Annotated in this window: 19 protein-coding genes and 1 tRNA gene; 18 read left to right on the top strand and 2 right to left on the bottom strand. The window is 59.4% G+C overall.

The window, feature by feature from the left end; genetic code table 11:
- Positions 1-8: 8 nt before the first annotated feature.
- The 12 genes from murA (at position 9) to ABD923_RS18790 (ending at position 9,154) form a co-directional block, all read left to right on the top strand.
- Positions 9-1,280: a UDP-N-acetylglucosamine 1-carboxyvinyltransferase gene (gene murA, locus ABD923_RS18845; RefSeq protein WP_259555183.1), complete on the top strand. Its 1,272-nt coding sequence runs from the start codon at positions 9-11 to the stop codon at positions 1,278-1,280.
- On the top strand, positions 1,273-1,740 hold the full coding sequence (locus ABD923_RS18840; protein ID WP_259555182.1) for a DUF2948 family protein: 468 nt from the start codon (positions 1,273-1,275) through the stop codon (positions 1,738-1,740). The genes murA and ABD923_RS18840 overlap by 8 nt, the downstream gene beginning before the upstream one ends.
- On the top strand, positions 1,737-2,750 hold the full coding sequence (locus ABD923_RS18835) for a GNAT family N-acetyltransferase (RefSeq protein ID WP_259555181.1): 1,014 nt from the start codon (positions 1,737-1,739) through the stop codon (positions 2,748-2,750). Before ABD923_RS18840 ends, ABD923_RS18835 begins: the two co-directional genes overlap by 4 nt.
- A gap of 311 nt (positions 2,751-3,061) precedes the next feature.
- Positions 3,062-4,366: a histidinol dehydrogenase gene (gene hisD, locus ABD923_RS18830; protein WP_259555180.1), complete on the top strand. Its 1,305-nt coding sequence runs from the start codon at positions 3,062-3,064 to the stop codon at positions 4,364-4,366.
- Between the two features lie 34 nt (positions 4,367-4,400).
- Positions 4,401-4,877 (top strand): UPF0262 family protein, encoded by a 477-nt coding sequence (locus ABD923_RS18825; RefSeq protein ID WP_259555179.1) that lies wholly within the window; start codon positions 4,401-4,403, stop codon positions 4,875-4,877.
- 6 nt (positions 4,878-4,883) lie between these two features.
- Positions 4,884-5,357: an arsenate-mycothiol transferase ArsC gene (locus tag ABD923_RS18820; RefSeq protein WP_259555178.1), complete on the top strand. Its 474-nt coding sequence runs from the start codon at positions 4,884-4,886 to the stop codon at positions 5,355-5,357.
- On the top strand, positions 5,354-5,770 hold the full coding sequence (locus ABD923_RS18815; RefSeq protein ID WP_259555177.1) for a ketosteroid isomerase-related protein: 417 nt from the start codon (positions 5,354-5,356) through the stop codon (positions 5,768-5,770). Before ABD923_RS18820 ends, ABD923_RS18815 begins: the two co-directional genes overlap by 4 nt.
- Positions 5,767-6,351 (top strand): GNAT family N-acetyltransferase, encoded by a 585-nt coding sequence (locus ABD923_RS18810; RefSeq protein ID WP_259555176.1) that lies wholly within the window; start codon positions 5,767-5,769, stop codon positions 6,349-6,351. Before ABD923_RS18815 ends, ABD923_RS18810 begins: the two co-directional genes overlap by 4 nt.
- Entirely contained in the window at positions 6,348-7,235 is an 888-nt protein-coding gene (locus ABD923_RS18805; RefSeq protein ID WP_259555175.1) for a carbon-nitrogen hydrolase family protein, read from the top strand. The genes ABD923_RS18810 and ABD923_RS18805 overlap by 4 nt, the downstream gene beginning before the upstream one ends.
- 67 nt (positions 7,236-7,302) lie before the next feature.
- Positions 7,303-7,521 (top strand): translation initiation factor IF-1, encoded by a 219-nt coding sequence (gene infA / locus ABD923_RS18800; protein WP_011455993.1) that lies wholly within the window; start codon positions 7,303-7,305, stop codon positions 7,519-7,521.
- Between the two features lie 2 nt (positions 7,522-7,523).
- On the top strand, positions 7,524-8,099 hold the full coding sequence (locus ABD923_RS18795) for a Maf family protein (protein ID WP_259555174.1): 576 nt from the start codon (positions 7,524-7,526) through the stop codon (positions 8,097-8,099).
- On the top strand, positions 8,096-9,154 hold the full coding sequence (locus ABD923_RS18790; RefSeq protein ID WP_259555173.1) for a ribonuclease E/G: 1,059 nt from the start codon (positions 8,096-8,098) through the stop codon (positions 9,152-9,154). Before ABD923_RS18795 ends, ABD923_RS18790 begins: the two co-directional genes overlap by 4 nt.
- Before the next feature lie 3 nt (positions 9,155-9,157).
- On the opposite strand, the gene ABD923_RS18785 is transcribed toward ABD923_RS18790, so the two are convergent.
- Positions 9,158-10,423, bottom strand: a complete 1,266-nt coding sequence (locus ABD923_RS18785) for a lytic murein transglycosylase (protein ID WP_259555198.1) — start codon at positions 10,421-10,423, stop codon at positions 9,158-9,160.
- A 145-nt stretch (positions 10,424-10,568) separates the two neighbouring features.
- Between ABD923_RS18785 and ABD923_RS18780 the strand changes: the two genes are divergently transcribed.
- The 6 genes from ABD923_RS18780 to ABD923_RS19180 all read left to right on the top strand — a co-directional run bounded on the left by ABD923_RS18780 (position 10,569) and on the right by ABD923_RS19180 (position 14,499).
- A complete protein-coding gene (locus ABD923_RS18780) occupies positions 10,569-10,751 on the top strand; it encodes a DNA gyrase inhibitor YacG (protein WP_259555172.1) in 183 nt (60 codons plus the stop codon).
- A 112-nt stretch (positions 10,752-10,863) separates the two neighbouring features.
- A tRNA-Phe gene (locus ABD923_RS18775) sits at positions 10,864-10,938 on the top strand.
- A gap of 541 nt (positions 10,939-11,479) precedes the next feature.
- Positions 11,480-12,556, top strand: a complete 1,077-nt coding sequence (locus tag ABD923_RS18770) for a Gfo/Idh/MocA family protein (RefSeq protein ID WP_259555171.1) — start codon at positions 11,480-11,482, stop codon at positions 12,554-12,556.
- A gap of 25 nt (positions 12,557-12,581) precedes the next feature.
- Positions 12,582-13,751, top strand: coding sequence for a DegT/DnrJ/EryC1/StrS family aminotransferase (locus tag ABD923_RS18765; protein WP_259555170.1), 1,170 nt, complete (start codon positions 12,582-12,584; stop codon positions 13,749-13,751).
- Positions 13,752-13,928: 177 nt separating this feature from the next.
- The gene (locus ABD923_RS18760; protein ID WP_259555169.1) at positions 13,929-14,246 is read left to right on the top strand and encodes a hypothetical protein; all 318 of its coding nucleotides are present in this window, start codon (positions 13,929-13,931) and stop codon (positions 14,244-14,246) included.
- Positions 14,140-14,499 (top strand): phosphoribosyltransferase family protein, encoded by a 360-nt coding sequence (locus ABD923_RS19180; protein WP_405048349.1) that lies wholly within the window; start codon positions 14,140-14,142, stop codon positions 14,497-14,499. The genes ABD923_RS18760 and ABD923_RS19180 overlap by 107 nt, the downstream gene beginning before the upstream one ends.
- Before the next feature lie 17 nt (positions 14,500-14,516).
- Here the strand turns inward: ABD923_RS19180 and ABD923_RS18755 are convergent, their stop codons facing one another.
- Positions 14,517-15,188: an HAD family hydrolase gene (locus ABD923_RS18755; RefSeq protein ID WP_259555168.1), complete on the bottom strand. Its 672-nt coding sequence runs from the start codon at positions 15,186-15,188 to the stop codon at positions 14,517-14,519.
- Positions 15,189-16,125 lie beyond the last annotated feature (937 nt).

Raw genomic sequence — 16,125 nt, 5'->3', positions numbered from 1 at the left:
GACGCAGCGTGGACAGAATCATCGTCGAAGGGGCCGGCCCGCTTTACGGGCAGATTCCGACCGCGGGCGCCAAGAATGCCTGCTTGACCCTCATGCCGGCGACGCTGTTGAGCGACGAGCCCCTGACGCTGACCAATGCGCCTCGCCTGTCGGATATCCGCACCATGTCGACGCTCCTGCAATCGTTGGGGGCCGAGGTTCAGACGCTCAATGACGGGCAGGTTCTTGCGCTGTCGTCGCATGGGCTGAACAACCACACCGCCGATTATGACATCGTGCGCAAGATGCGGGCCTCGATCCTCGTGCTCGGGCCGATGCTGGCGCGCGACGGACGGGCCGTGGTCAGCCTGCCGGGTGGCTGCGCCATCGGCGCGCGCCCGGTGGACCTGCATCTCAAGGCGCTGGAGGCGATGGGCGCGGATCTGGACCTGCGCGACGGGTATGTCCATGCCGAGGCGAAGGGGGGCCTCAAGGGGGCGACCTTCGAATTCCCGCTGGTCTCGGTCGGGGCGACTGAGAACGCCTTGATGGCTGCGACACTGGCGAAGGGCACGACGGTCCTGAAGAACGCCGCGCGCGAGCCGGAGATCGTCGATCTCGCGCAATGCCTGCGCCAGATGGGCGCGCGGATCGAGGGGGAAGGCACCTCCGAGATCACCATCGAGGGCGTCGACCGGCTTCATGGCGCGACGCATCCCGTTGTCGCCGACCGGATCGAGCTTGGCACCTACATGCTGGTGCCTGCCATTGCCGGGGGCGAGGTCGAGATCCTCGGGGGGCGGATTGCGTTGGTCGAGGCGTTCGTCGCAAAGCTGCGCGAAGCCGGGGTCGAGGTGGAGGAAACCGCAACCGGGCTCAAGGTGTCGCGCAAGGCCGATCGTATCCGGGCCGTCGATGTCGTGACGGAGCCGTTCCCGGGTTTCCCCACCGACCTTCAGGCCCAGATGATGGCGCTGCTCTGCCTTGCCGACGGCACGTCCGTTCTGGAGGAGACGATCTTCGAAAACCGCTTCATGCATGCGCCCGAATTGATCCGCATGGGTGCCAGGATCGATGTGCAGGGCGGCACTGCGACCGTCACCGGCGTCGACAAGCTGAAGGGGGCCCCGGTCATGGCGACGGACCTGCGCGCCTCGGTCAGCTTGATCCTTGCGGGCCTTGCGGCCGAAGGTGAAACGGTGGTGAGCCGCGTCTATCACCTCGATCGTGGCTATGAGCGGGTCGAGGAAAAACTCTCGGGCGTGGGCGCGAAAATCAGGCGGGTTCAAGGCGATGACTGAAGACGCACGGTTCGAGGATGCAGGTGAGCGCCCGGTTTCGCTCCGCGCGCTTGATGCCGACGACCTGAAGGTGATTGCGAGCCTCGCGCAGGATGCCGTCTTTCCCACCACCGAGATGGGTTTTGACAGCCGTCGGCGCAGGTTTGCCATTCTGCTCAACCGGTTCCGCTGGGAAGTCGGCGGTCGCCGGACACCGCCCGAGCGCGTGCAATCGGTGTTGGCCGTGGAGGATGTCCTGCGCGTGGCCACGCAGGGCGTGGACCGCGCTGATCCCGATCTTGTCCTGTCGCTTCTGACAATCGAATGGGAGCCGGGCGAGGACGGCACCGGGCGTCTGACGCTGGTGCTGGCCGGGGACGGGGCGATTGCCCTCGATGTCGAGGCGCTGGAAGTGACCCTCAAGGACGTCACCAAACCTTACGTTGCACCATCGAGAAAAGCGCCGGCGCACCCGGAATGATCGTCGCCCGGCCGCTCAGGACCACCGAGGTCGAGGCCGCCCATGCCCTGCGATTGAAGGGGATTTCAGAATTCCCCTTCGCCTTTCTGCTGACCATGGACGAAGCCCGGCAAACGGGGGTGGATCAGTTGCGCCGCCAGGCCGCGACGGGCAGCTTGATCGGCCTTTTCGACGGCGAATCCCTGATCGGCATGGCGGGCCTGAATAGCCCCACGCTCGATCGCATCCGCCACCGTGCCGAAATCGGTCCGTTCTATGTCGAACCGGACCACCATGGCACGGGCGCAGCGGAGCTCTTGATGCGGTCGGTGGTTGAAACGGCGCGTGGTCAAGGGACCTTGCTGTTGGAGCTGAACGTCTGGGAAGACAACGCGCGCGCCGTACAATTCTACCGCACCCACGGATTCCGCACCGTCGGGCGGATTCCGGCGGCTGTTCGGGGGGGAAGCGGGTGGGAAACGGACCTGCACATGGTGCTCGACCTCGCGCCGAAACCGCAAAATGCGCGCCTGCACGCGGATGCAGCGGTTCGCAAGCTTGGGCCAGAGGATTGGGCCGTGTTTCGCGATATCCGGTTGGACATGCTCGCGGAAAGCCCGACGGTTTACGGGTCACGGCTGGAGGATTGGGCGGCGAAAACCGAAGCGGACATCCGCCAGTGGCTGGGGGATCTGCGCGCCTTCGCGGTCATGGATGGCGCGCGCTGCCTGTCGGTCGCGGCGTGGCATGCACACCCAGGTGTCGTGCAGCAGCATCGCGGGCATGTCATCTCGGCCTATACCCGGCCCGAGGCACGCGGCGCTGGCATGTTTCGCGCTGTCATGGCGGCGATCGAAGCAGACGCGAGGGCGCATGGCATCCGCCAGATGGAATTGGATGTCGCCGATGGGAATGACGCTGCGAAAGCCTACGCCGCCTTGGGATACAGCGAGGTTGGACGCATCCCCGATGCGATGAACCATGACGGGAAGATGTCGGACAGCCTGATCTTCATCAGACGTCTGGCCTGAAGGGCAGGCGAGGCGCCGTTCGGCTTGAAGCGCTCGGAACGAGGGCCGGCCCTTTTCGGCCCCCCCGATGACGGCCAAACCCGTTGCCAGCGTACCACTGATCGGTGCGTTTCTCATTGTTTCCTCCTATTCCAATGAGCGCCTTGCGGCCGGTCTCAAGGATCAGCCCGTTTGATGACCCACGTAATTTTACTTCGATTTGAAACCGTTGCGCTTGACATGATTTGGCGCGACTGGATGGCGGCGCGATCTGCGCTTCACCCCGGCGTGCGAAACCGATAGACGAAGGCGCGGTCACGAAGGAGTTTGCGATGCCCCAGTTCCTCGACACCAGCGACGCCGATTTCGAGGCGCGATTCTCGGCGCTTCTGAGCATGAAGCGCGAAGATGCCCCCGAGGTGGATGATATCGTGGCGGGTATCATTGCCGACGTCCGCACGCGCGGCGACGAGGCCGTGATCGAGTTGACCGAGAAATTCGACCGTTTGCAGCTGACGCCCTCCACCCTCGCGTTTTCGGCCGAGGAGATCGAGGCCGCGATTACCGCCGTTCCCGAAGACGAGCGCAAGGCGCTTGAACTCGCGGCCGACCGCATCCGCGCCTACCATGCCCGCCAGCGGCCCGATGATGCGCGCTGGACCGATCCCGATGGCGCCGAGCTTGGCTGGCGTTGGTCGGCGGTCGAGGCGGCGGGCCTTTACGTGCCCGGCGGGCTGGCGAGTTACCCGTCCTCGGTCCTTATGAACGCGATCCCGGCGCAGGTGGCAGGCGTGAAAAGACTGGTGATCTGCGCGCCGACCCCGGACGGCAAGGCCAACCCGCTGGTTCTGCTGGCGGCGAAACTCTCGGGCGTCGATACGATCTATCGGATCGGGGGGGCGCAGGCCGTGGCCGCCATGGCTTACGGGACCGGGACAATCACTCCGGTGGACAAGATCACCGGCCCCGGCAATGCCTTTGTCGCGGCTGCCAAGCGGCGCGTTTTTGGCAAGGTCGGGATCGACATGATCGCCGGGCCGTCCGAGATCCTCGTGATCGCGGATCGGGACAATGATCCGGATTGGGTTGCCTTGGACCTGCTCAGCCAGGCCGAACATGACGAGGTCGCGCAATCCATCCTGGTGACCGACGACGCGGCCTTCGGGCAAGCCGTTGCCGAGGCGGTCGAAAAGCGGCTTGAGACCTTGGAGCGCCGCCACATCGCCGGACCCAGCTGGCGGGATTACGGCGCGGTCATCACCACGCGTGATCTGACCGAAGCGGCGGAACTGTCGAACCGCGTCGCACCCGAGCACCTGGAACTGTGCGTCGCCGATACCGAGGGGTTGCTCGACAAGATCACCCATGCCGGCGCGATTTTCCTTGGGCAATGGACGCCGGAGGCCATCGGCGACTACATCGGCGGCCCCAACCACGTTTTGCCCACCGCACGCTCGGCCCGGTTCTCGTCCGGGCTGTCGGTGCTGGATTTCATGAAGCGATCGACCTTGGCCAGGATGACGCCAGCGGCCTTGCGCGCGATTGGACCTGCCGCAGAAACACTGGCAATCTCCGAAAGCCTGGAGGCACATGGCCTGTCGGTGCGCGCACGGCTCGATCGGTTGAACCAGGAATGACGATGCGGCGCAGACAGGGGCGGGGAGGTCGTAGATGAGCATCTGCCATATCGAGATTGATACCGCGGGAATGCCCGCGCCCACGCCCGAGATCGAGCAGGAGCGCAAGGTCGCGATTTTCGACCTTCTGGAAGAAAACACCTTCGGACTTCCCGCGCGCGATGACCGGACCGTGCCAAACGGCCCTTATCGTTTGACCCTTTCAATCCGCGAAAAGCGCCTGGTCTTCGACGTCGATACCGAGGATGGGCAGGATGCGGCCGAATTTCACCTGTCGCTGTCGCCCTTCCGGCAGGTGGTCAAGGATTACTGGCAGATCTGCGAAAGCTACTACGACGCGGTGAAAAAGCTGCCGCCCGGCCAGATCGAGGCCATCGACATGGCCCGGCGCGGCATCCACAACGAGGGCGCGCGCATCCTGCAAGAGCGGTTGGAGAACAAGGCCGAGGTCGATATCGACACGTCGCGCCGGCTTTTCACTCTGATTTGCGTCCTTCATTTCGGAGGTTGACGGATCGTGGCGCAGGGCTTCCCCCAGTCGGTACTGTTCTGCTGCGACCACAATTCCATTCGGTCCCCGATGGCCGAAGGGATCATGAAGAAATTCTACGGCCACCGCGCCTACGTGCAATCTGCCGGCGTGATGAACGAGTTGGAGATCGATGGCTTCGCCGTTGCCGTCTGCGCCGAGATCGGGGTCGAGTTGCAGCGCCATCGGGTGCGCAGCTTCGATGACATGAAGGAATGGGGGGACGATATCTCGGGCTTTGACCTGATCGTGTCGCTGTCACCCGCCAGCCAGCGCCGGGCGCTGGAACTCACCAGCAGTTATCACCTTGAGATCGAGTATTGGCCGGTTCTTGATCCATCGGGCCTTGGCCAATCCCGCGAGGAGAAACTGGCCGCCTATCGCCAGACCCGCGACATGATCGTGAAGAAGATGATCGAACGGTTCGGACCGCCGACACAAGAGCAGGAGAGCGAGAAATGAGCGAAGCGATGGAGGCCGCCCGTGCCCTGGTGACCCGCTATTACGCGGCATTCAACACGGGCGACGTCGAGGGCATGGTTGCCTGCCTGTCGCCCGAGGTGGCACATCACGTGAACGAGGGTGGGGTGCGCGTTGGGCATGAGAAGTTTCGCGACTTCTGCGCCCATATGAACCGCTGCTATGCCGAGGAACTGACGGATATCGTCGTGATGGCGCACCCGGACGGTGCGCGCGCGGCAGCCGAATTCACGGTGAACGGGCGCTACCTGGTGACGGATGACGGGCTGCCCGAGGCGAAGGGGCAGGCCTATGTCCTCCCGGCGGGCGGCTTCTTTTCCATTGAGGGCGGGCTCATCACGCGGGTCGTGACCTATTACAACCTTGCCGATTGGATGCGGCAGGTCTCGGAATGAGCCTCAGCTTTCGCGACTATACCGGCGAGGCCATCGCGGAGGTCGTTGAAGACCTTGCCCGGCTCAGGATCGCCGTGTTTCGGGACTGGCCATATCTCTATGACGGGGATCTCGACTATGAGCGCGGCTACCTGGCCCGCTATGCGCGCGGAGACAGCATTCTGGTCGCTGCTTTCGACGGCGACAGGATGGTCGGCGCCTCCACCGGCATGCCGTTATCAGATCATGCCGACGATTTCGCAGATGCGTTCTCCAGCCAGAACATCGACTTCAAGGATGTCTTCTACTGCGCTGAATCGGTTTTGCTTTCCGAGTATCGGGGGCAAGGGGCGGGACATGCGTTTTTCGATCGCCGCGAGGCGCATGCGAAACGCTTGGGTTTCACTTTTTCCACATTTTGTTCCGTAACGCGCCCTCTCGACCATCCCAAGCGACCGGACCACTATCAGCCGCTCGATCCGTTCTGGCGCAAGCGCGGATATGCACCGCTCGAGGGCGTGATCGCCCGGTTTGACTGGCGCGATATCGGGGATGACGCGCAGACTGAAAAGCCACTGCAATTCTGGATGAAGCGCCTATGAAAATTGCCGCCGCTGCTTACCCGCTGGACGCCGTGTCGGACTGGTCGGCCTATGAGGCCAAGATGCGCGGTTGGGTCGAAGAGGCGGCCGCCGCCGGGGCCGACTTGCTTGTCTTTCCGGAATACGGCCGGATGGAACTTGCCGCGCTGGAGGGTGTGGCAATTGCAGGTGATCTGGAGGGGAGCCTTGGGGCGGCCTCGCGTTGGAGCGACAAGGCCGATGCCTTGACCGAGGCCCTGGCGGTCGAGTTCGGCGTTCACATCCTTGCCCCGTCGGGGCCCGTTTTCGACGGTGGCGCGCGACCGGTGAACCGCGCGGCGTTCTTCGGTCCGGAGGGACGTCTCGGCCACCAGGACAAGCAGGTCATGACCCGGTTCGAACGCGAGACCTGGGACGTGGTGCCGGGCGACCCCTTGCGCCTGTTCGAGACGACGCTGGGGCGGATCGGCATCCTGATCTGCTACGATGCGGAATTTCCGTTGTTGGGCAGGGCTTTGGCCGAAGCCGGGGCAGAGATCATTCTTGCGCCCTCCTGCACCGATGCTTTGGCAGGCTATTCCCGGGTGCGGGTCGGGGCGATGGCGCGGGCCTTGGAAAACCAGTGTGTCGTGGTGCATGCGCCGACCGTTGGCGACGCCCCATGGTCGCCCGCAGTCGACGAAAACGTAGGCGCCGCCGCGATCTACGGCCCGCCCGACCTCGGCTTTCCCACTACGGGCGTCATCGCCGAAGGCCCACTGAACCAGCCGGGTTGGGTGATGGCCGATGTGGAGCGCGCGGCAATCGCCCGCGTGCGGACCGAGGGGGCCGTGTTCAATCACGCCCATTGGCCGGAAAGCGCCCTACGCGCGCAGGTTTCGCCCTGTGATGCAGATAAGCCTTGAAAAACGGGCGCATCAGGCGCATTTACCGCGCATCTGCACTGCGAGGTGCGCAAACAAAGGAGTGATCATGGCCAAGGAAGAAATGCTCGAATTCCCTGGTGTCGTGAAGGAACTCCTGCCGAACGCGACGTTCCGGGTCGAGCTTGAAAACGGCCATGAGATCATCGCGCACACGGCAGGCAAGATGCGCAAGAACCGCATCCGCGTTCTGGCAGGCGACAAGGTCCAGGTGGAAATGACGCCTTACGACCTGACGAAGGGTCGTATCAACTACCGCTTCAAGTAACGGTGCGCCTGATCCTTGGGTCAGGCAGCCCGCGCCGGCGGGAGTTGCTGGGCGTGCTCGGCCTGACGCCCGATGCCATCACGCCCCCCGATATCGACGAAGATCCCCACAAAGGCGAGTTGCCGCGGCCCTATTGTGCGCGCATCGCGCGGGAAAAGGTGGCCGCCGTCGAGGCCGGGCCGGAGGATGTCGTGCTGTGCGCCGACACCACTGTGGCGCTGGGTCGGCGTATCCTCGGCAAACCCGCGGATATAGGCGAGGCCCGCAGCTTTCTTGACCTTCTGTCCGGACGGCGGCACCGCGTTTACACTGCGGTTGCCGTGAAAGCGGGTGGCCAAATCCGCGAACGCCTGGTCGAGGCACGCGTGAAAATGAAGCCTCTCTCCGAGGCGGAACGCGAAGGCTACCTCGCGACCGGGGATTGGCAGGGCAAGGCGGGCGGGTATTCCATCCAGGGCCCGGCAGGGGCGTTCATCCCCTGGATTTCAGGTAGTTACACGGCAATCGTCGGCCTTCCGCTGGCCGAAACGGCACAGCTATTGCAAGCGGCGGGACTGAACGTCTGGGGGCCAGGATGAAGGGACGCGTTGTTCTTCTCGATCAGGTCTCGGGCCGCAAGGCTGCGGCGCTGATGGTCGATGGTCAATTGGCGGATCTTCTGATCGACGCGCCCGAAACGGCGGGCCCACAACCGGGCGCCATCTACCGCGCCGTGGCGGACCGTCCGCTGAAAGGGCAGGGCGGCCTGACCCTGACGCTTGGTGATGGCGACAAGGGCTATCTCAGGGCCGCCAAGGGGATCGCACCGGGCACGTCGCTGCTGGTTCAAGTGTCCGGCGTGGCCGAACCGGGCAAGGCCGCGCCCGTGACCCCGAAGCTGTTGTTCAAAAGCCGCTACGCGATTGTCACCCCCGGGGCGCCGGGCCTGAACATCTCGCGCCGGATCAAGGACGAAGCGGAGCGGGACCGCCTGCTCGAAATCGCCCATGCGGCGATGGAGGGTGCGCCTGAAGGCCATGGGCTGATCCTGCGCAGCGCCGCCGAAGAGGTGGCCGACGACGTGCTGGCAGAGGATATCCGCGCGATGCGTGATCTGGCGGCTGCGGTCAGCGCGGATGCCGACGGCCCGGCGGAATTGCTGGTGGACGCCCCCGATGCGCATCTGCTGGCCTGGCGCGATTGGGCCGAGCCGACGCCGGACGAGGTGGAGGACAGCCCCGGCTGTTTCGAGGCGTCGGGCGCGCTCGATGCGATCGAGGCCGCCTTGTCACCCCGTCTGCGATTGACCGGCGAGGCGTTCGCCTATGTGGAGCCGACGCGCGCCTTGGTGGCCATCGACGTGAACACGGGCGGCGACACCTCCCTTTCGGCTGGCCTCAAGGCAAACCTGGCGCTGGCCCGGTCCTTGCCCGGCGCGCTAAGGCTCAAGGGCCTGGGCGGTCAGGTTGTTTTGGACCTCGCACCCATGCCCAAGAAGGAGCGTCGCGCCTTTGAAGACGCCTTGCGCCGCGCGTTCCGCCAAGACGGCGCCGAGGTTGTTCTGGCCGGGTGGACGCCGCTCGGCAACTTCGAGGTGCAGAAAAAGCGCGATCGGTTTCCCCTGGCCCAGGTCTGGCCCGGGGCGCACAGCTAAGGCTCAGGCGCGGCGCAGGGCAGCCAGCAGGCTGGGTGAGGCCTCGCCGGTCACAGGCAGGCCGCGTGCTTGCTGAAAGGCTCGGATCGCGGCCTCGGTGCCTCTGCCGATGACCCCGTCGGGCGTTCCCGCGTCGAACCCGGCGCGGTTCAACAAGCGCTGCAACTCTCGTCGCTCGGCTTGGGTCAATCCGTTGGCATCCGGCCCGAAACTGCGTGACAGCGGCCCGCCACCGGCAAGCCGGTCAGACATGTACCCGACGCCGATCCCGTAATTGGTCGAAGGGTTGTACCGCAGGATCACGTCGAAGTTGCGCCACAGGATCCAAGCCGGACCAGCCGCGCCACCCGGCGCGTGGATCGCGGCGCTGCCATGGTCGGGCAGGGCGCTACCACTGGCCGTGCGCACGCCCATTGCCTGCCAATCGCTGGTGGCGCGTCGGTTGTTTCGCCCCGAAAGTGACGTGTCGAACCCAGGAGGCAGGCGTACTTCCATCCCCCAAGGCTGCCCCCGTCGCCAGCCGTGACGCTGCAAATAGGTGGCCGCCGTCGCCAAGCTGTCGGTCGGGTCCGCAGACCAGATCTCGCGCCGTCCGTCGCCATCGAAATCGACCGCATATTCCTGGTAGACCGACGGCATCACCTGCGTGTGGCCCATCGCGCCGGCCCAGGATCCCAGCATCCGGTCCGGCGTGGTGTCGCCCGATTGCACGATCCGGATCGCGTCGAGAAGCTGCGCCGTGAAAAACCGCTCTCTCCGCCCTTCCCAGGCCAGCGTCGAGGTGGCCGAGATCACGGGAATATCGCCCAGCCGGGTGCCATAGGCCGTCTCGACGCCCCAGATCGCGGCAACAACTTCGGCCGTGACGCCGGTGGCCGATTCGATGGCGTCCAGAGTGGCGCGCTTTGGCCGGATGCGGGAGCGCCCGAGGCTCACATCCTCGTCTGAGGCCACCAGTGCGAGGTAATCCTCGGTCGTGCGGCGGAATTCGGTCTGGTTGCGATCGCGCTCGATCACGCCGGGAAGATAACCCTGCCCGCGAAACGCCCGGTCGAAAGCCTCACCCGTGATCCCTTGCGACAAGGCGCGGGGACGAAACGCCGCGACCCACGAATCGTAATCGGCATTCGGTTGCGGCCGGAACGCAGGATCGTCACTTGGCCCCGACGCGCCGACGCCGCCTGTGGGCCCGAGGGAGGGCATGCAGCCGGCTGTGACCAACCCAGCAGCGCCACCTGCCGCAAGTACGCTTCGCCGCGTGATGTGCATCCGTGCCTCTCCCTGCGTATCCCCCAGCCTTCGTAACCGGCCCCAAGGCCTTGCGTAAAGCATCGCCAAGCCTTCGGTTGCGGTGGGGCGACCCGTTCGGCATAGTGCCGCCGATCCGCCGACGACCAGGCCCGAGGAGGGATTCATGAGCTGCCCCATCTGCGGCAAGGACACCGTGCAACCCTACCGCCCCTTCTGTTCGCGGAGATGTGCCGATGTCGATTTGGCACGGTGGCTGAACGGCTCCTACGCAGTGCCCTCGCAAGACCCCGAAGACATGGACCGCGCCGAGGAAGAAGTCCGGACGGCCCAGTCGAAACCGCACTAGGAATGCCGAATGCTCCGGCTGTGATTTTTCGCACCGGAGGGTCTGGACACCCCGCGAGGAACCCCCTAGAACGCCGCTCACCCACGGCGAGCTTGAGTGTCGCCAAACCCGTGCCCGGGTAGCTCAGGGGTAGAGCAGTGGATTGAAAATCCTCGTGTCGGTGGTTCGATTCCGCCCCCGGGCACCATAAAAGCCAAAGACTTATCCGATGCGCTGATTTCTTAGGCTCGCTATAGGCTCTTTGCAGCCACTGGCGTTGTCACCTTGGCCCATCAGCGACCGAGCGACTGTTAATGAATTGGTCGTAGGTTCGATCCCTACCGCCGGAGCCAATCTTTTCAGAGCTTTAGAGGTCCGTTTGGTGCTTGAAACCAAATTCTAGGCTCGGAATAGGCTCACAAATACGACCTGCCACCGTTGAGTTTATGCGGGCGTCAACCAGTCGGTTTTGCTGCAAGTGCGTGGAAGCAATCCGACGACGCGGAGTCAGAGAAGGGAACAACTACAGCCGTTTCGGCCTCCAATCGTTGGTATAAACTGGAGTGCGCCGCTCGCGTTCGTTCAACCTCCTGCAACAAAACACCTTGAAAGATGCTCTACCGAACAAATATGGCGTAAGCGTCTGTTTTTTTGAAAAACCGTCACTCACGAAGCGCTTTCACACGCTCCGAGCCAAGCCAGCTCAAGAAGAACGCGCTTGATACCCAGCGTCTTGGCCAAATGAGAGAGTGACCGCAGCGGGTCGCTTCGCGCGCCATACAGTGAAGCTCCTACAAGATGTGAGACGCAAGGATGTTTTTTCTTGCTCGCGTGCTGAGCCTGTGATCCGTTTCCAAAGTACCCAACGCTCAATTAGTTGCGATAAGAAGATGCATGCTACACCAAGTGAAACCGATCTTCTCATCATCGGCGGCGGAGAAGCTGTACGAATGGCGTACGACGCACTAAGCACTTATGAGCAAGTAGCCATTAGTTATCTCCCTGACACCACCAATTCATTTCCAAGCTTCGAGTTCTTCGAAACAGCCGAGATAGCGATCGCAACAAGAAATCCAAAGGCGATTTATTTGGCAACGCCTGTGGCGTCACACTCAGACTTATTGGCAAAACTCATAGAGGAAAAGAAGCCAATATTAGTGGAGAAACCACTGGCTTTAAATTTGACCCAAGTGGCAGGTTTCAATACTTGCGATACAAAACGAGTTGCTGTTGCCTTCAGAAAACGGTTTTCCAAGGTGGCTTCAGCTATCAAGTCTTCCCGTGGCCACAAGCCAAATGACCATTGCACCGTGCAGATAATTTGGCTCGCACCACACCCTGGACCAAATCATTGGAAAATCAAGAAAGAAATCGCTGGCGGCGGTGTACTTATGGACATTGGCTCTCATGTACTTGACTTGCTTGAACACACGATCGGAAAAATCTCCGCCATCCACCTGATTGACTACGAACTCGAACCTAGGCAGGACACAGAATCTTATCTATCATTAGCAGTACACTTTGAGAACAATTCTGATGCACAAGTGATTTTGGGCTGGGCAAAAGAAGAGCCATTTCAACAAATTGTATTTAGTCAGCCAAACGAAAACATCACCTGGCAAAAGGACGCCAGCAAGCCCGAAAGCACACTAATACTTACTTCAAAGAACACAACTCGTCAAATGATATGCCATAGGAATGATGAATACTTTCCAATGTTCAAGGAATTTAGGGAGTTCACCAATGGGACGCCGGCCGATTTGCCCACATGGAACGACGGCGTAAGAAATCTCGCATTAATCTCCAAAATTTACGAATCTCTGTAGAAATTCAAGAAAGGGAAATAATACGTTGGGAGTATCCAATATAGATGAAAGGAATTGGCCGAAATCACACCCCTGGGGACCACGAGAGCTTGAGCTACTTGAAGAAGCGCTTGGCGGGAACGATTGGTCCCATACGAGCATGTGCCGGGAGTTTGAAGCCAAGTTCGCTCGCTTCGTTGGCACAGCGTACGCGCTCATGGTGCCCAGTGGTACATCTGCCATATACTTGTCCCTTCTGGCTGGAGGCATTAAGCCGGGACAGGAAGTGATCATTCCGGGAATTACATGGCCATCTGTTGTGTATGCCATCTTGAAATCTGGTGGAGTGCCCAGAACTGTTGATATCGACCCGGATTCTTTCTGCATGAGCGCGAAAACAATCAAGCGATCACTGAACGAAAAGACATTTGCCATACTCGCCACTCATCTTTTTGGATCACAATGTGAAATGAACGATATTTGCAATTTGGCGAGTAAGAACGGAATTTTGGTCATCGAGGATGCCGCCCAATCAATTGGTTCGATACAAGACAGTAGACATTGTGGCACCTGGGGGTCCTTTGGTTCATTCAGCTGGAACGATAAAAAGGTGCTGGCCTGCGGAGAGGGAGGGGTCATTGTCACGAACGATGGGGCGGCATATGAAGAATTATTGCGCTTGCAGCTAATCCTTCCAGAACGTGACAGAATTCCCAGACATGTGCCAGGCACATATAAAGTGAGTGAATTTCAGGGTGCAGTGGCCATCGCCCAACTGGAAAGATTGGAGCGCCGATTGGCTAAGATGGCTAAAGGCGCAAAGCTTCTTGAAAAAATTATTCTTGATCAGGGATCTCAAAAAATTGCCATTCAGAAGAAGCCGGATAAATCTGATCTACAGTCATATTACAATTTTTGTTTAAAGATTGACGGTGTTGAAGACAGTTCACGAATCATCAAAGAACTGTCTGCAAGGCTTGGGTGTCGAGTCACTAAACCTTATAAGCCCATATCAAAGATTTCCGACTTCAAACCCACGAGGGAATACTACGATAAGCGAATATGGAGGAACCTTAACGAAACTCACGAAATTTGCGACCTTGCTTATCGTAGTTTGTGCCTTCGATTGCCGTTCTTTGTGTTGGAAGCGGAAGACACCTTGCTTGTAGAGGCGGCACGGATTATCGTTGAATTGGTAGAAGAACACACAGGATAATGCTATGGACAATCGGCGATTATTTTTGGTTCTTTCCTTTTTGGTTATTGTTTTGCTTGTCTGTATTTCTGGTGTTTTAATTTTTTTGAACGAGGCGGTTCTGCGGCTTTCCAAGTACTCGGGCAACAGTTCTCTTCCTCCAACATTGGTCTTGCCGTTCTGTTTCTGGCAACGCTTATGTTCCTCTACATTCTTCGCGAATTCACGCGCGCCGAAGACGATTCTCATTCTCCCGCAAAGAAGAAGCTATCCAGTTCTGGTAACGAGGATATTAAGTGGGACGAAGTACTCTCGGGCTCAGGCGACCTAGTTCTGCAACTCACCGCCGCCAGGGGATTCAGACCTGATTTGATTATTGGTCTGTGCGGTGGCGGTTTAATTGTTGCAGATGTGTTGTGCAAAAAAACTCGGACACATTCCATGTATTTCTCTGTGGGCGAACAGACATTCGCGCAAGGAAAATTTGCTATTCTCTGGCCCCGCATCGAGAGTTAATAGGTATGAGTTTGATGAGATCTTCCGCGAAGGAGGGGTGGACCGAGTTCTATTGGTTGATGACGTTGTTCATAGTGGACACACACTGAAAGAAGCCGTTGAATTTATTACGGCCAACAGCAAACTACTCCAGTCGAACGAGGTCGAATTGCGGACTGCAGCGCTTTTCTTCTTGACTTCGGCTACTTTCAAGCCAGATTTTATCGCGCTTTCTCATTCCCGAGTGGCTAGGAAGATAAATGTCTCGAAGTAAAACGGATTATGTTTCTGCTAGAGCTTCGTCGACACACAATATGAAAGTTCCTCATAGCCTAAAACGACTTTCTCAGCTCCCACAAGCGACAATCGGCTAGAATATTTACCGCCATGATCGTCTGCGAGAAATCCCCAAGTTCTAAACCCCGCACCCACCGCTGAACGGACACCATTTTCGCTATCCTCAACAACCAAACAGTTCTCAACTGGTGTCGTTATTTTAGACTTAATGCTTTCATATGGCTCTGGGGAAGGTTTAGTTGAGCGCACATCATCACTCGAAATGATCTTTGCACCGAAGAAGTGGTCGAGTTTTGCTAGCTGCAGCTTCTCGGCTATGGAATTTCTAGAGCTGGAACTAACGAGCGCCAGTTCCCCAGTAAAGCTACCCAAGAATTCAATCGCTCCGGGTATTGATGTAAGGTTTTTTCGGTATTGCGACCATCTAGCTCGATGGAGTATCTTCTCCAAGTCACTCGGAGCATCGATTCCCAGTTTACTCTCAAGCAATTCTTTTATTTGCATAAAGTGATCTCGATCCGAAAGCCCAAGGAAGATCTCATTATATTGATAACGAGTAATTCCCAAACCCAGAGAGTGGAGTATTTCAAGTTCGGCTTTTGCCGCGAGCTCCTCTGAATTAACGAGCACGCCATCGCAATCAAAAACTATACATTGAATTCTCATTTCATGCTTATGCTCTCACAGATTTGATCCTTTTTCAATTCCTTTAATGATTACTTCGCCTCAAGAAAGAAGGTTCCTGCGATGCTGGGCGGGTAGGAATTTGACTATAGGTGCCACGGATTTTTTGAACCCATTGTTTATCTTGGGGTGACAAGGACACTCCTGCACAATAGAACGGAGGACATGCCCAGTAATCAGCTGATTGCTTGGGCTGATACTTGTTCGAGTAGTTGCTCTGATGCGCCCGCACCACAGAACAAGCTTCGAGTCTAGAAGTCAGCGGATATTCCACGTCGATAATTGTTCGAGATGTGACTCGGACATGCCCGCACCACATGAAGGACCGTGTGTCTAGAAGTCACCCGATCTTCGACCTCGATATTTTGTCGAAGAGTGACTCGGACATGCCCGCACCACAGGGCAGGCTACGAGTCTAGAAGTCAGCGGATACTCTATGCCGATGATTGTTCGAGATGTGACTCGGACACGCCCGCACCGGATTCCAGCACGAAGAGAGAAGGGCTCGAAGCGAGCTTAGCTCACCGAGCGTTTAGAGGCGTACAGTATCGTCTCTAGGAGTCGATGACTGATCGCAACGCGTTCGTAGATGTCGAGCACATCCTCTTCCAGAAATGAAAAGGTCTCGATCATCTGTTCGAAGGCCTGTTGGCTGATACGAACATCTGGCTTGGTCATAGTGATGGTTTAGCTGGTAACGTGGTCGACCATTACCCATGTTACTTGGTAGACTGCTCTTGCTGCACCGCTCCCCAACGTTGGACCGCCGGAAGCTGGATTTTTCCGGCTCTTTGCACCGCTCCCCAACGTTGGACCGCCGGAAGCTGGATTTTTCCGGCTCTTTCACGATGACGGGCTGGTGACGCCATCGGGATAATGCATGGCGATCGGGACGTTGTATCCGATCGCGCTATGGGGT

The sequence above is a fragment of the [Roseibacterium] beibuensis genome (assembly GCF_039542305.1).
Lineage (GTDB): Bacteria > Pseudomonadota > Alphaproteobacteria > Rhodobacterales > Rhodobacteraceae > Roseibacterium > Roseibacterium beibuensis.
This window is presented reverse-complemented; position numbering and strand designations above follow the sequence as displayed.

Coding starts and splice junctions, on each gene's coding strand:
- ABD923_RS18825 (WP_259555179.1), top strand. CDS start 4,401: ATGAGCATCTGCCATATCGAGATTGATACCGCGGGAATGCCCGCGCCC.
- ABD923_RS19180 (WP_405048349.1), top strand. CDS start 14,140: ATGTGTTGTGCAAAAAAACTCGGACACATTCCATGTATTTCTCTGTGG.
- ABD923_RS18815 (WP_259555177.1), top strand. CDS start 5,354: ATGAGCGAAGCGATGGAGGCCGCCCGTGCCCTGGTGACCCGCTATTAC.
- ABD923_RS18755 (WP_259555168.1), bottom strand. CDS start 15,188: ATGAGAATTCAATGTATAGTTTTTGATTGCGATGGCGTGCTCGTTAAT.
- ABD923_RS18780 (WP_259555172.1), top strand. CDS start 10,569: ATGAGCTGCCCCATCTGCGGCAAGGACACCGTGCAACCCTACCGCCCC.
- ABD923_RS18760 (WP_259555169.1), top strand. CDS start 13,929: ATGTTCCTCTACATTCTTCGCGAATTCACGCGCGCCGAAGACGATTCT.
- ABD923_RS18835 (WP_259555181.1), top strand. CDS start 1,737: ATGATCGTCGCCCGGCCGCTCAGGACCACCGAGGTCGAGGCCGCCCAT.
- ABD923_RS18810 (WP_259555176.1), top strand. CDS start 5,767: ATGAGCCTCAGCTTTCGCGACTATACCGGCGAGGCCATCGCGGAGGTC.
- infA (WP_011455993.1), top strand. CDS start 7,303: ATGGCCAAGGAAGAAATGCTCGAATTCCCTGGTGTCGTGAAGGAACTC.
- ABD923_RS18790 (WP_259555173.1), top strand. CDS start 8,096: ATGAAGGGACGCGTTGTTCTTCTCGATCAGGTCTCGGGCCGCAAGGCT.
- ABD923_RS18840 (WP_259555182.1), top strand. CDS start 1,273: ATGACTGAAGACGCACGGTTCGAGGATGCAGGTGAGCGCCCGGTTTCG.
- ABD923_RS18785 (WP_259555198.1), bottom strand. CDS start 10,423: ATGCACATCACGCGGCGAAGCGTACTTGCGGCAGGTGGCGCTGCTGGG.
- ABD923_RS18805 (WP_259555175.1), top strand. CDS start 6,348: ATGAAAATTGCCGCCGCTGCTTACCCGCTGGACGCCGTGTCGGACTGG.
- hisD (WP_259555180.1), top strand. CDS start 3,062: ATGCCCCAGTTCCTCGACACCAGCGACGCCGATTTCGAGGCGCGATTC.